We start from the raw sequence: 13,016 nt of genomic DNA on the forward strand, positions 1-13,016 counted from the left end.
ATCGGACAGTGATTTGCGCTTTCGCCGGGGCTCTTTAGAATCGGCACAAATTTCAGGGACCATGACCATGGCCGGCAGTCAGATCGAACGCGCGTTCAACCTTCTCGAACGCCTTACCAGCGCCCCGCGCGGGCTGCCCCTGCAGACCCTGGCCGAAGAGCTGGACATCCCCAAGAGCGCCACCCACCGCATGCTCGCCGAGCTGATGCGCCTGGGCTATGTGCGCCAGAATGCCGAGAGCAGCCGCTATCACCTGAGCACTCGCCTGGTGGCCATGGGCTTTCGCTACCTGGCCAGTAGTGGCGCCGATATTGTCCAGCCGATCCTCGAGCAACTGGCGCAGCAGACTGGCGAACTGGTGCGCCTGGGGGTGATCGACGGCGAGCGTCAGACCTGGATCGCCAAGGCCCAGGGCGCCCGTTCCGGCTTGCGTTACGACCCCGACATGGGCCGTGATGCGCCGTTGTTCTACACCGCCTCCGGGCATGCCTGGCTGTCCAGCCTGAGTGATGCCCAGGCTTTGTTGCTGGTGGAGCGCCAGGGGATTGCCGACCCGGCGGAGTTCGGCCCCAATGCGCCGAAATCCAATGCCGAGCTGCTCGAACGCCTGCGTATTGCCCGCGAGCATGGTTATGCCTGGGTGGTGGAAAGTTCGGCGGTGGGTACTTCGGCATTGGCGGCAGTAGTGCGTCACCCGCTCGACGGCCACGCGCTGGGGGTGCTCAGCGTCGCCGGTCCCAGTGCACGGATGAGCGAGGCGCGCATGCACGAACTGGCGCCGGTGTTGCTGGCGGCGGTAGCGGAGTTGTCGGCGGCGAGTCCTGCGTCCGAGTTGTTCGTTTAAAAGCATCGCTGGCAAGCCAGCTCCCACAGGTACTGCATACACCGAACCTGTGGGAGCTGGCTTGCCAGCGATGGGTGTCGTTTTTTTGCTTGCATTGAAATTGGAACTAAGTTCTAAATATTTCCAAATTCAACTCGCCGAGACAACAACAATGACTCAACGCGTGATGTCCCTCGCCGCCCTGACGGTACTCGAGCTGTCGCCGGTGGAAATGGTCGAGGTCGCCGCTAGCGCCGGTTACAGCCATGTCGGCTTGCGTCTGGAGCCGGCCACGGCCGAGGAGCATCACTTCCCGCTGGTGGCCGACGCCGGCCTGCGTCGGCAGACCGCTGCGCGCTTGCGTGACACCGGCATCAAGGTGCTGGATGTGGAGATCCTGCGGCTCAAGTCCGACACCCGCGTCGCCGACTTCGAAGCGCTGCTGGCAGTGGGCGCGGAATTCGGCGCCAGTGAGCTGCTGGTCGCCGGCAATGACCCCGACGAGCAGCGCCAGACCGACAACTTCGCCGCGCTGTGCGATTTGGCCGGGCAGTACGGCCTGCACCCGCACCTGGAATTCATGCCCTGGACCGATGCGAAGAACCTCACTCAGGCCAGGCGTATCGTCGAGCAAGCCGGACGCGACAATGGCGGGGTGCTGGTTGATGCCTTTCACTTCGACCGCTCGGCTTCATCGCTGGACGAGTTGCGCCAGGTGCCGCCCTCGCGGCTACGCTATGCACAGTTGTGTGACGTGGCCGGTCCGCGTCCGGACGACATGGCCGAGATCCTGCGCCAGGCGCGCAACGAGCGGCGCTTTCCCGGTGATGGCAATTGCGACTTGCCCGGCTTGTTGCGTAGCCTGCCGCAGAACATCGCGCTGAGCCTGGAAATCCCCGTCCGCGACCAGGGCCTGAGTGCCTTGCAGCGGGCGCAGGTGGCCCTGGACAAGACCTGTCAGCTGCTCCGTCAACTCTGAACCCGCGAGCCTTTACCGATGCCCCGTCCCACTGCGCTCGACGCTGTCAGCCAACCGCTCAAGGGCATTGCCCTGGTGGTGCTGGCGACCTTGCTGTTCGCCAGCCACGACGCCTTGTCCAAGTACCTGGCGGGGTTCTATCCGATTCTCTGGGTGGTGTGGGCGCGCTATCTGGTGCACACCCTGCTGATGATGGTGATCTTCCTGCCGCAGTCGGGCCTGCGCGTGCTGCGTACGCGAAGGCCGGGGCTGCAGACCTTGCGCGCGCTGTGCCTGCTGGGCACCAGCCTGTTGTTCACCACGGCCTTGCAGTACATACCGCTGGCCGAGGCGACTGCGGTCAACTTCCTTGCCCCCTTGCTGGTCACTGCGCTGTCGCTGCCGCTGCTGGGCGAGAAGGTCACGCGCGGGCAGTGGGTGGCGGTGCTGGTGAGTTTCGTCGGGGTGACGGTGATCATTCATCCAGGTGGGGCGTTGTTCACCCCGGCGGTGTTGTTGCCGTTCGGTTCGGCCTTGTGCTTTTGCTTCTACCAGTTGCTGACGCGCAAGCTCAGCGGCACCGACAGCCCGACGACCAGCAACTTCTTCACCGGCCTGCTCAACACCCTGGTGATGAGCGCCGTGGTGCCGATGTTCTGGCAGACTCCAAGTTTGATCCACGGCCTGATGGCAGTGGCCCTGGGCACCTGCGGGATGACCGCACACCTGTTCCTGACCCAGGCCTTCCGCCATGCGCCGCCGGCCATGCTGGCGCCGTTCAGTTACTGTCAGATCGTGTTCGCCGGGATTCTCGGCCTGGTGCTGTTCGGACACAGCCCGGACATGGCCGGGCTGGTGGGGATTGCCTTGATCTGCCTGAGCGGCCTGGGCGCCGCCTGGCTGCAGCGGCGTCGTTAGGCCTCGACTGTCGGCACCTTGCGCGGGGCCATGAAGTACATCCAGGTCAGGGCGATGAAGTACATGGCCGGGATCATGGTGAACAGCAGGGTGTAATTGTTGTTGGTGGTGGTGAGGATATAACCCACCAACTGGGTCATGAACATGCCGCCGATGGCCGCGCACATGCCGCCGAAACCGAACACCGTGCTCATCATGTGCTTGGGCGTGTAGTCCATCACCAGGCTCCAGATGTTGGCGGTCCAGGCCTGGTGCGCGGCGATCGCCAGGGAAATCGCCAGTACCGCGACCCACAGGCTGCTGGCGCCAGCGGCGAAGATCACGCCGATGATGGTGGTGGCAAACAACAGCATCGACAGCAGCCGCGCCTTGACCGGGGCCATGCCGCGGCCAATCAGGAACGACGAGAGAATGCCGCCGCCGACACTGCCGAAATCCGCACTCAGGTAGATGACGATCAGCGGGATGCCCATCTGCGTCACGCTGATGCCCAGGCTGTATTGCTGGTTGAGGAACGGCGGCAGCCAGTACAGGTAGAACCAGAACACCGGCGCGGTCACCGAGTAAGCCAGGGCGAAGGCCCAGGTGCCGCGCATGCGCAGGATGCGTGAGAACGGCACGCGAGCCTGATCCGCTTCTGCTTCGCCTTGCACGTAGGCCAGCTCTTCCTTGCTGACGGTCGGGTGGTCTTCCGGGTTGAAGTATTTCAGGCCCCAGAACACCACCCACACCAGGCCCAGCGCGCCCATGCCCATGAACGCCGCTTGCCAGCCCCACACGGTGAGGATCAACGGCAGCAGCATCGGTGTGAACATGGCGCCGACGTTGGTACCGGCGTTGAAGATGCCAGTGGCCACTGCCCGTTCACCGGCCGGGAACCACAAGCGGGTGGTCTTGACGCAGGCCGGGTAGTTGGCCGCTTCGGTCAGGCCAAGAATGAACCGGCAGACCATGAAGCCCACCGCCGAGGTGGCCAGGCCGTGAGCGCCGGTGGCCAGGCTCCAGAGCAGCACGGCGCAGAAGAACACGCGTTTGACCCCGACCCGGTCGATCAAGCGGCCCTGGAGCACGAAGCCGATGGCGTAGCCGACCTGGAACCAGAAGTTGATGTTGGCGTAATCCATCGCCGTCCAGCTCATTTCCTTGGCCAGGATCGGCTGCATCACCCCGAGGGCGGCGCGGTCGATGTAGTTCAAGGTGGTGGCGAAGAACACCAGGGCGAGCATGACCCAGCGGGTCTTGCCGACGGCCATGGCGCCACGCAACTTGTCGCCGATGCCGGCGTGCGGAGTACTGCCCAGGGGCTGGGCCATGCGGGTGGATTGAGTGTGGATCATCGCGGGTTACCCGTATTTTTATGTTTATGGGTCAAGCCTTGGTGTTGAAATGGTGCGCCCGTGGTCAAAAAAGGGTCAATTCGCTGAACGCTATTTTGGGCGATAATCGAACACAAAACTAACTAGTTCGTACCTTTTGCATTGAGCAAAAATTGGTCAACACCAATAATTCCTCCACCGGTTTTTGCCTGCCCATCGGAGCCAGAATAATGCAGCGTTCGATCGCCACCGTATCCTTGAGCGGTACTTTGCCAGAAAAACTCGAAGCCATCGCCGCCGCGGGCTTCGACGGGGTCGAGATCTTCGAGAATGACCTGCTGTACTACGCCGGCAGTCCGCGCGAAATTCGCCAGCGCTGCGCCGACCTGGGTCTGGCAATTACCCTGTTCCAGCCGTTTCGCGATTTCGAGGGCTGCCGCCGCGATCGCCTGGCGCGCAACCTGGAACGGGCCGAGCGCAAATTCGATCTGATGCAGGAGCTGGGCACCGATCTGGTGCTGGTGTGCAGCAACGTCGCCGCCGATTCCCTCGGTGAGCGCCAGCTGCTGGTGGACGACCTGCGCCTGCTGGCCGAGCGCGCCGGTGCCCGTGGCCTGCGCATCGGTTACGAAGCCCTGGCCTGGGGCCGCCATGTGAATACCTGGGAGCAGGTCTGGGACATTGTCAAAACCGCCGACCATGCCAGCCTCGGGATGATCCTCGACAGTTTCCACACCCTGTCGCTCAAGGGCGACCCACGGGCCATCGCCCAGGTGCCGGGGGACAAGATCTTCTTCGTGCAGATGGCCGACGCGCCGATCCTGGCCATGGACGTGCTGGAGTGGAGCCGGCATTTTCGCTGCTTCCCGGGGCAGGGCGAGTTTGACCTGCCGGGGTTTCTGGCGCCGATCCTGGCCAGCGGTTACAGCGGCCCGCTGTCGCTGGAAATCTTCAACGATGGCTTCCGCGCCGCGCCGCCACGGGCCAATGCCGCCGATGGATTGCGCTCGCTGTTGTACCTGGAAGAGAAGACCCGTCAGCGCCTGGAGCAAGACCGCGTAGCGCCGGCCAGCGACGACCTGTTGTTCGCCCCACCGCCTGCCAGTGCCTATGACGGTATCGAGTTCCTCGAATTTGCCGTCGACGACGCCCTGGGTGCCAAGCTGGGCAACTGGCTGGAGTGCCTGGGCTTTACCCGCGCCGGCGTGCATCGTTCGAAGAATGTCAGCCTGCTGCGTCAGGGCGACATCAACCTGATCCTCAACGCCGAACCCTATTCGTTCGCCCACAACTTTTTCGAAAGCCATGGCCCGTCGCTGTGCGCCACGGCGATCCGGGTCAAGGACAGCGCCCAGGCCCTGGCCCGTGCCGTGGCCTACCATGGCCAGCCCTACCGTGGCCTGGTCGGTCCCAACGAGCGCGAGCTGGCGGCGGTGCGCGCACCGGATGGCAGCCTGATCTACCTGGTGGATCAGGACGCCCAGGGCCGGACCATCTACGACACCGACTTCAGTGTGCAGCAGCAAGCGGGCAGCAGCATCGGTCTGACCCGCATCGATCATATGGCCCTGGCCTTGCCGGCCGACGGCCTGGACAGCTGGGCGCTGTTCTACAAGAGCGTGCTGGACTTCAGCGCCGATGACGAAGTGGTGTTGCCCGACCCCTACGGCCTGGTCAAGAGCCGCGCCTTGCGCAGCCGCTGCAGCACCATCCGCCTGCCGCTGAACATTTCGGAAAACCGCAACACGGCGATTGCCCATGCCTTGTCGCATTACCGCGGTTCGGGCGTGCACCACATCGCGTTTGATTGCGAGGATATTTTTACCGCGGTCAAACAGGCCAAGGAAGCTGGCGTGGCCTTGCTCGACATCCCGCTCAACTATTACGACGACCTTGCCGCGCGTTTTGATTTCGACGACGAGTTCCTCAGCGAGCTGGCCTACTACAACGTGCTTTACGACCGCGATGCCCAGGGCGGTGAGCTGTTTCATGTGTACACCGAGCCGTTCGAGGAGCGCTTCTTCTTCGAGGTACTGCAACGGCGTAACGGCTACAGTGGCTATGGCGCGGCCAACGTCGCCGTGCGGCTGGCCGCGATGGCCAAGGCGCGCGCCGGCTCGCCAGCGCAGGCCAAGTTGTAGGGCACAGGCTGCGAGGCTTCCTTACTCAGCACCCGGGGCTCATAATTGCCGGGTTAACCGATGGCCATGAGTCCCGTATGACGACTACCCCAGCACTCTGCGCAGCCCCTGAACCCGCGCCGCGCAAGGGCCGCAAGAACAACCCGGAAAAGACCCGCGAGAATATTCTCCAGGCGGCGATCAGCGAATTCGTCCAGCAGGGGCTGGCCGGCGCCCGGGTCGATGCGATCGCCGAGCGCACGCAAACCTCCAAGCGCATGATCTACTACTACTTCAACAGCAAGGAGCAGTTGTACGTCGAGGTGCTGGAGAAGCTCTACGGCGATATCCGCAGTACCGAAAGCAACCTGCACCTGGCCGAGCTCGAGCCGCGCCTGGGCATCCGCCGGCTGGTGGAGTTCACCTTTGATCACCATGATCGCAACGTCGACTTCGTGCGCATCGTCTGCAACGAGAACATGCACCACGGCGAGTACGTCAAGCGCTCGTCGGCCATTCGCTCGATGAACAAGACGGTGCTGACAGCGCTGGATGAAGTGCTCAAGCGCGGGGCTGCCGAGGGCGTCTTCCGCCAGGGGCTGGAGGCGCTGGATGTGCACCTGTTGATCAGCTCGTTCTGTTTCTACCGAGTGTCGAACCGGCATACCTTTGGCGAGATCTTCCAGGTGGATTTCGAGGACAAGGCGGTCAAGGAACGGCATCGGCAAATGATTTGCGAGGCGGTGCTGAGGTTCTTGCAGGCCTGAGGATCCGGGGCCGCTTTGCGGCCCATCGCTGGCAAGCCAGCTCCCACAGTTGCGGCGCATGCAGATCCATTGTGGGAGCCGGCGTTGCCGGCGATGCTTTTCAGCCACCCAGGCTGTTGAAGTGCTCGATCATCCGCGCCGCATCCGGCTTCACTCCGCTGAACAGTTCAAACGCCTTCACCGCCTGGAACACCGCCATGTTTGCCCCGCTCAGGGTGCGGCAACCCAGGGCCCGGGCTGCGCATAGCAGCTCGGTTTCCAGCGGGAAATAAACGATCTCCGCTACCCACAGATCCGTTCGCAGCAACGCCTTGGGCACCGGCATGCCCGGCAGCTTGGCCATGCCCATGGGCGTGGTGTTGACCAGGCCGTCGGCGCTGGCCATGGCGCTTCGCAGGTCATGGCCGACCCTGGCCCGGCTGCCTGGAAAGTGCTGGTTGAGGTTATCCACAAGGGCCTGGGCCCGGGCCAGCTCTACATCGAATACCGTCAGCTGTTCGACGCCTTCTTCCAGTAGCGCATGGGCCACTGCAGCCCCTGCGCCGCCAGCGCCCATCTGCACTACCTGACGGCGCGCCGCATCGGCCAGGCCACGGCGAAAGCCTTCGGCAAAGCCCAGGCAGTCAGTGTTGTGGCCGATGCGCTTGCCGTCCTTGAGCACCACGGTGTTGACCGCGCCGATGCCCTGGGCTTGCGGCGACAGCTCGTTGAGCAGCGGCAGGATCGCCTGTTTGCATGGGAAAGTGATGTTCAGGCCGGTGAAGCCCATGTACTCAGCCGCTGTCAGCAGCTCTTCGAGGGCGCTGCTGTCGAGCTTGAGCTGGTCCAGGTCGATCAGCCGGTACAGGTAATTCAGGCCTTGCGCGGCGCCTTCGCGCTCGTGCAGCGCCGGGGTGCGCGAGGCCTGGATGCCGGCGCCGATAAGGCCGGCGAGAATGCCGGAGGAGGGGGCCAAACTCATGCTGAAAACTCCATTGTTGTTCTTGGTGATGGGATGGGAGTGATTCAGTTAGAAAATGTACCGAATGGTTAATTTGGTCAATTGGCCGCAAGGTCGCAGGCGTGTTTTCTGTGCGCTGATCGCACAGCCTGTGCTACACCTGTTGCTTTGTACCTGACCACGGAGGGAGACATGGCAACGCCGATCAACGACCTGCAGTCGCTGGGTGAAACCTGGCCAGGCTTGGCCAACCTGACCCAGTCGATCTTCGCGGCCCTGGGTGGCCATGGTTTTCGCAATGCCTTTCGCCTTGATCATTCGCGCAGCACTTGCCTGATGCTGATCGATGGCCTGGGCTGGAACCTGCTGCAGGCCCATGCCCGGCATGCACCGTTTCTTGCCTCATTGATGCAGCCGGACAGCCACTTCAAGGTGGGTTTTCCGGCCACCACCGCGACCAGCCTGGCCTCGGTGACCTCAGGGCTGGGCAGCGGCGCCCACGGCATCGTTGGCTGCGGCTTCGCCCTGGATGAGCAGACCGAACTGTCGCCGCTGTCGTGGACCACGTCGCCTCTGCAGGTCGAGGCGCAGCCCAGCATCGCGCCGCTGCCGGAGAGCTTTATCGTGCCTGCCGATGCCTGGAGCCAGGCCGCCGCGCAGGGCATCGCCATCAGCACGGTGATGCTCGGGCGCTATGCCAGTTCCGACTTCACTCGGGCGATCTACAAGGCTGGCAGGATTCTCCCTGCGCCGGCCTATGACGCCTATCCGGAACTGGTCAATGCCGCCCTGGCGGTGCCGGAGCCGGCGTTCTGTTTTGCCTATTTCGGTGACCTGGACTTTGCCGGACACTTGTTCGGCCCCGGCTCCGAGGGCTGGCTCAAGCAACTGCAGATTGCCGACCAGCTGGCCCAGGCCATCGCCCGCCGTTTGCCCGAGCAGGCGCGGCTGATGGTGATTGCCGACCACGGCATGCTGGCGCTGGACAGCGAACAGGTGCGTGACTTTGACCAGGATCCGGTGCTGCAGGAGGGCGTGCGGGCGATGGCCGGAGATATCCGCGCGCGCTACCTGTACACCCATGAGCACCAGCAGGATCGTGTACACGAGCGTTGGCAGAATCGTCTCGGGGATCAGTACCGGATATTGAGCAAGGCCCAGGCAATTGCCAAGGGGCTGTTCGGCGATGTGTTGCTGAGCCAGGCTGAAGCGCGGATTGGCGATCTGATCGTGGTCCCGAGCGGGGCCGGCGGGATCATTCGCAGCGAGGTGGAGAAGCACGCCAGCCAGTGGCGGGGGCACCATGGGGCGTTGACCGATGAGGATCAGCTGGTGCCGTTGTTGATGTGTTCGGGGCAGGGCTGAAGGGCCCTATCGCTGGCAAGCCAGCTCCCACAGGGTGTGTGGGAGCTGGCTTGCCAGCGATGAAGCCGACGCCGACTAACGCCGAACCAGCAACACCCCACTCTCCATGTGATGGGTATACGGAAACTGGTCGAACAACGCGCAACGCTCGATGCGATGGGTGTCGTGCAACTGGGCGATATTCGCCGCCAGGGTTTCCGGGTTGCAGGAGATGTACAGGATATTGTCGAAGCGCCGGGTCAGTTCACAAGTGTCCGGGTCCATGCCGGCGCGCGGCGGGTCGACGAACACACTGCCGAACTGGTAGCTCTTCAGGTCGATACCTTCCAGGCGGCGGAACGGGCGCACTTCGTTCAGCGCTTCGGTCAGCTCTTCAGCCGACAGGCGCACCAGGCGCACGTTATCCACAGCGTTGTCGTCGAGGTTGTGCAGGGCGGCATTCACCGAAGTCTTGCTGATCTCGGTGGCCAGCACCTTGCGTACCCGGGTGGCCAGCGGCAGGGTGAAGTTGCCGTTGCCGCAGTACAGCTCGAGCAGGTCGTCCTGGCGCTCGCCCAGGGCCTCATAGGCCCAGTTGAGCATCTTCTGGTTGACCGCGCCGTTAGGCTGGGTGAAGGCGCCTTCAGGCTGGCGGTAGCGGAAGGTGCGTCCGGCAATCTGCAGTTCTTCGACCGCGTAATCGCGGCCGATCACCACGCGCTTGCCCTTGGAGCGGCCGATGATGCTCACGCCCAGGTCGCTGGCCAGTTGCTGCGCCGCGGCTTCCCAGTGCTCGTCCAGTGGACGGTGGTAGCACAGGGTGATCATCGCATCGCCTGCCAGGGTGGTGAGGAACTCCACCTGGAACAGCTTGAAACTCAGCGCCGAACTGGCCTGCCAGGCGGCCTTGAGCCGCGGCATCAGGTCGTTGATCTGCTGGCTGGCAATCGGGAAGTCTTCGATCAGGATCGGCGTGTACTTCTCGCCCGGGGCGAACATCGCGTAGAAGCGCTGCTCGTTTTCACGCCACAGGCGAAACTCTGCACGCAGGCGATAGTGCTCGCGCGGCGAGTCGAACACCGCAGGTTCGGGAGCCGCGAACGGCGCCAGCAGCTCGCGCAGGCGCGCGACCTTGGCGTCGAGCTGTTGGGTGTAGGTCGAAGGATCGAAGACAGCACTCATGCGTTGAACCAGCCCAGCTTGATGACGAACAGGATCGAGAGAATCACCAGCGCCGCGTTGAGGTCACGGGCACGGCCAGAGAGCAGCTTGATCGCGGTCCAGGCAATGAAACCGAAGGCGATGCCGTTGGCGATCGAGTAGGTCAGCGGCATGGCCAGGGCGGTAACCACCACCGGCGCGGCTTCGGTAATGTCGTCCCAGTTTATTTCAGCCAGGCCCGAAGCCATCAACACGGCGACGAACAACAGCGCAGGTGCCGTGGCGAAGGCTGGCACGCTGCCGGCCAGCGGCGCGAAGAACAGCGCCAGCAGGAACAGGATGGCCACCACGATGGCGGTCAGGCCGGTGCGGCCACCGGCGCTCACGCCCGCGGCGGATTCGATGTAGCTGGTGGTGGTCGAGGTGCCCAGCAGGGAACCGGCCATGGCCGCAGTACTGTCGGCGATCAGCGCACGTCCCATCTTCGGCATGTGGCCGTCCTTGCGCATCAGGCCGGCGCGCTTGGCGACGCCGATCAGGGTGCCGGAGTTGTCGAACAGGTCGACGAACAGGAACGCGAAGATCACGCTGATCAGGCCGACGTCCAGCGCGCCCTTGATGTCCAGCTGCAGGAAGGTCGGCGCCAGCGACGGCGGCATCGACACTACGCCGTTGAACGGGGTGACGCCCAGGGCGATCGAGGCCACGGTCACCGCCAGGATGCCGATCAGCACCGCGCCACGGACCTTCATGGCCTCCAGCGCGACGATCAGGAAGAAGCCCAGGGTGGCAAGGATCGGCGCTGGCTTCTTGAGGTCGCCGAGGCCCACCAGGGTGGCCTGGTTATCGACCACAATGCCGGCGTTGTGCAGGGCGATCAGCGCCAGGAACAGGCCGATACCGGCGGCGATTGCCGAACGCAGCGGCAACGGGATGCTGTTGACGATCCATTCACGGATGCGAAAGATCGACAGCAGGAAGAAGCACACCGCCGAGATGAACACCGCGCCCAATGCCACCTGCCAGGTGTGGCCCATGTGCAGGACCACGGTGTAGGTGAAGAAGGCGTTCAGGCCCATGCCCGGTGCCAGGGCGATCGGGTAGTTGGCGATCAGGCCCATGGTGGTCGAGCCGATGGCTGCGGCCAGGCAGGTGGCGACGAACAGCGCACCCTTGTCCATGCCGGTCTCGCCGAGGATGCTCGGGTTGACGAACAGGATGTAGGCCATGGCCAGGAAGGTGGTCACGCCCGCGAGAATCTCGGTGCGGACATTGGTGTCGTGTGCTTTTAGTTGAAACAGCCTTTCCAGCATGCCTGCTCCCCGTGGCGCTCCCGGCGCCGTGAATGTATCGACCCAGTTAGCAAAGCACAGACTGTACCGGGAGACTGTGGTTTTTCCCTGGGTCGGAAAAAAGCCGCGCATCATACCAGCATGCTTGGGCAGCGGTAATTAATGTCGCGATACACTGCAGATATCTGCAGGTTCTGCGCCGTTCCCCCCATCCCGAGTTGACCATGCTGTGCAACTGACCGACTACCGCGACCTCACCCCGGCCCAGCGCGAGCAACTGATCGACATCCAGGTGCGGCCCGAACAACAGCACTTTGCCGGCGATATGGCCAGCGCGCTGTACATCCTGCTGAGTACCGACAGCCCTGATCTGCGCGGCGTGGCGCTGCTGGTGAATAATGTGCCGAGCGCCTTCCTGCTGCTCCAGCGTGGGGCGTTCCTGGCGCCCTGGGCCCGGCCCGATGCCGCGACAATCAATGCCTTGCAGGTGGATCGGCGCCTGCAGGGCCGCGGCTTGGGGCGATTTTTCATGCAGGCGCTGCCGGGCCTGGTGCGCGATTTGTGGCCCGACGTGCGCTGTTTGCAACTGTCGGTGGACCCGGGCAACCACACCGCCCTGGCGTTTTACCGGGCCACCGGCTGGGTCGACAGCGGTGACGGCTACCGCGCGCGCAAGGGCCATGAGTGTCAACTGACCCTGCTGCTATGAGCGACTAAGCTTGTTAGATACCCCGGCGGAGAGCAGTTGATGACCCACAGAGCCCTGATCGTAGTCGCCGAAGGCGTGGATGATCTGCAAAGCGTGACCTTGATCGACGTGCTGCGTCGGGCCAAGGTGGAAGTGGTGGTGGCCAGTATCGAAGGCCGGCGGATGCTCACCTGTGCCCGTGGCACGCGCTTGACCGCCGACGGCATGCTGGTGGATCTGCTGGCCCAGCCGTTTGATCTAATCGTGTTGCCCGGGAGCGAAAAAGGCGCGCAGCACATGGCTGCGCACCAACCGCTGGCGCAGCAGGTGAAGGACCAGGCCAAGACTGGGAAGTTTTTTGCCGCCATCGGCGAAGGGCCCTTGGCGTTGCAGGCCTTCGGGGTGTTGCGCCAGCGGCGCATGACCTGTGATCCGGCTGTCAGCCAGGGATTGTCCGGGTGCAGTTTTGTCGATCAGCCGGTGGTGGTGGATGGTAATTGCATCACCGCGCAGGGCTCGGCGGCGGCGCTGGAGTTTGCCTTGGTATTGGTCGAGCAACTGGCGGGCAGGGTGGTGCGCAAGCGGGTGGCAACTGAGCTGCGGGTGTGACTATCGCGGGGCAAGCCCGCTCCCACAGGTTTTGCATGCACCGGACTTGTGGGAGCTGGCTTGCCAGCGATGAGGCCCCT

Annotated in this window: 12 protein-coding genes; 8 read left to right on the forward strand and 4 right to left on the reverse strand. The window is 63.7% G+C overall.

Features of this window, described 5'->3' with window-relative positions:
• Positions 1 to 67 precede the first annotated feature (67 nt).
• The 3 genes from ABM562_RS15370 (at position 68) to ABM562_RS15380 (ending at position 2,699) form a co-directional block, all read left to right on the forward strand.
• Entirely contained in the window at positions 68 to 844 is a 777-nt protein-coding gene (locus ABM562_RS15370; RefSeq protein ID WP_115088824.1) for an IclR family transcriptional regulator, read from the forward strand.
• 151 nt (positions 845 to 995) lie between these two features.
• Positions 996 to 1,802, forward strand: coding sequence for a sugar phosphate isomerase/epimerase family protein (locus ABM562_RS15375; RefSeq protein ID WP_460422522.1), 807 nt, complete (start codon positions 996 to 998; stop codon positions 1,800 to 1,802).
• Between the two features lie 18 nt (positions 1,803 to 1,820).
• Complete coding sequence (locus ABM562_RS15380) at positions 1,821 to 2,699, forward strand: DMT family transporter (protein WP_115088820.1); 879 nt, start codon at positions 1,821 to 1,823, stop codon at positions 2,697 to 2,699.
• Here ABM562_RS15380 and ABM562_RS15385 read toward each other — a convergent pair.
• Positions 2,696 to 4,036: an MFS transporter gene (locus ABM562_RS15385; protein ID WP_134064378.1), complete on the reverse strand. Its 1,341-nt coding sequence runs from the start codon at positions 4,034 to 4,036 to the stop codon at positions 2,696 to 2,698. The genes ABM562_RS15380 and ABM562_RS15385 overlap by 4 nt on opposite strands.
• Before the next feature lie 209 nt (positions 4,037 to 4,245).
• Between ABM562_RS15385 and quiC the strand changes: the two genes are divergently transcribed.
• A complete protein-coding gene (gene quiC, locus ABM562_RS15390; RefSeq protein WP_233674529.1) occupies positions 4,246 to 6,156 on the forward strand; it encodes a 3-dehydroshikimate dehydratase QuiC in 1,911 nt (636 codons plus the stop codon).
• A gap of 77 nt (positions 6,157 to 6,233) precedes the next feature.
• Positions 6,234 to 6,902 carry a TetR/AcrR family transcriptional regulator gene (locus ABM562_RS15395; protein ID WP_115088815.1) on the forward strand — a complete coding sequence of 223 codons (669 nt, stop codon included), beginning with the start codon at positions 6,234 to 6,236 and terminating at the stop codon, positions 6,900 to 6,902.
• 100 nt (positions 6,903 to 7,002) lie between these two features.
• Here the strand turns inward: ABM562_RS15395 and ABM562_RS15400 are convergent, their stop codons facing one another.
• The gene (locus tag ABM562_RS15400) at positions 7,003 to 7,863 is read right to left on the reverse strand and encodes a shikimate dehydrogenase (protein ID WP_258578746.1); all 861 of its coding nucleotides are present in this window, start codon (positions 7,861 to 7,863) and stop codon (positions 7,003 to 7,005) included.
• Between the two features lie 171 nt (positions 7,864 to 8,034).
• Between ABM562_RS15400 and ABM562_RS15405 the strand changes: the two genes are divergently transcribed.
• Positions 8,035 to 9,207 (forward strand): alkaline phosphatase family protein, encoded by a 1,173-nt coding sequence (locus tag ABM562_RS15405; protein ID WP_115088813.1) that lies wholly within the window; start codon positions 8,035 to 8,037, stop codon positions 9,205 to 9,207.
• Positions 9,208 to 9,282: 75 nt separating this feature from the next.
• On the opposite strand, the gene trmA is transcribed toward ABM562_RS15405, so the two are convergent.
• The gene (trmA, locus tag ABM562_RS15410; RefSeq protein WP_115088811.1) at positions 9,283 to 10,368 is read right to left on the reverse strand and encodes a tRNA (uridine(54)-C5)-methyltransferase TrmA; all 1,086 of its coding nucleotides are present in this window, start codon (positions 10,366 to 10,368) and stop codon (positions 9,283 to 9,285) included.
• Positions 10,365 to 11,660, reverse strand: a complete 1,296-nt coding sequence (locus ABM562_RS15415; protein WP_115088809.1) for an NCS2 family permease — start codon at positions 11,658 to 11,660, stop codon at positions 10,365 to 10,367. The genes trmA and ABM562_RS15415 overlap by 4 nt, the downstream gene beginning before the upstream one ends.
• Before the next feature lie 208 nt (positions 11,661 to 11,868).
• On the opposite strand from ABM562_RS15415, the gene ABM562_RS15420 reads away from it, so the two are divergent.
• The gene (locus tag ABM562_RS15420; RefSeq protein ID WP_134064370.1) at positions 11,869 to 12,348 is read left to right on the forward strand and encodes a GNAT family N-acetyltransferase; all 480 of its coding nucleotides are present in this window, start codon (positions 11,869 to 11,871) and stop codon (positions 12,346 to 12,348) included.
• A gap of 39 nt (positions 12,349 to 12,387) precedes the next feature.
• On the forward strand, positions 12,388 to 12,936 hold the full coding sequence (locus tag ABM562_RS15425) for a DJ-1 family glyoxalase III (RefSeq protein WP_460422525.1): 549 nt from the start codon (positions 12,388 to 12,390) through the stop codon (positions 12,934 to 12,936).
• Positions 12,937 to 13,016: the final 80 nt, after the last annotated feature.

The organism is Pseudomonas sp. ZL2 (assembly GCF_054788455.1).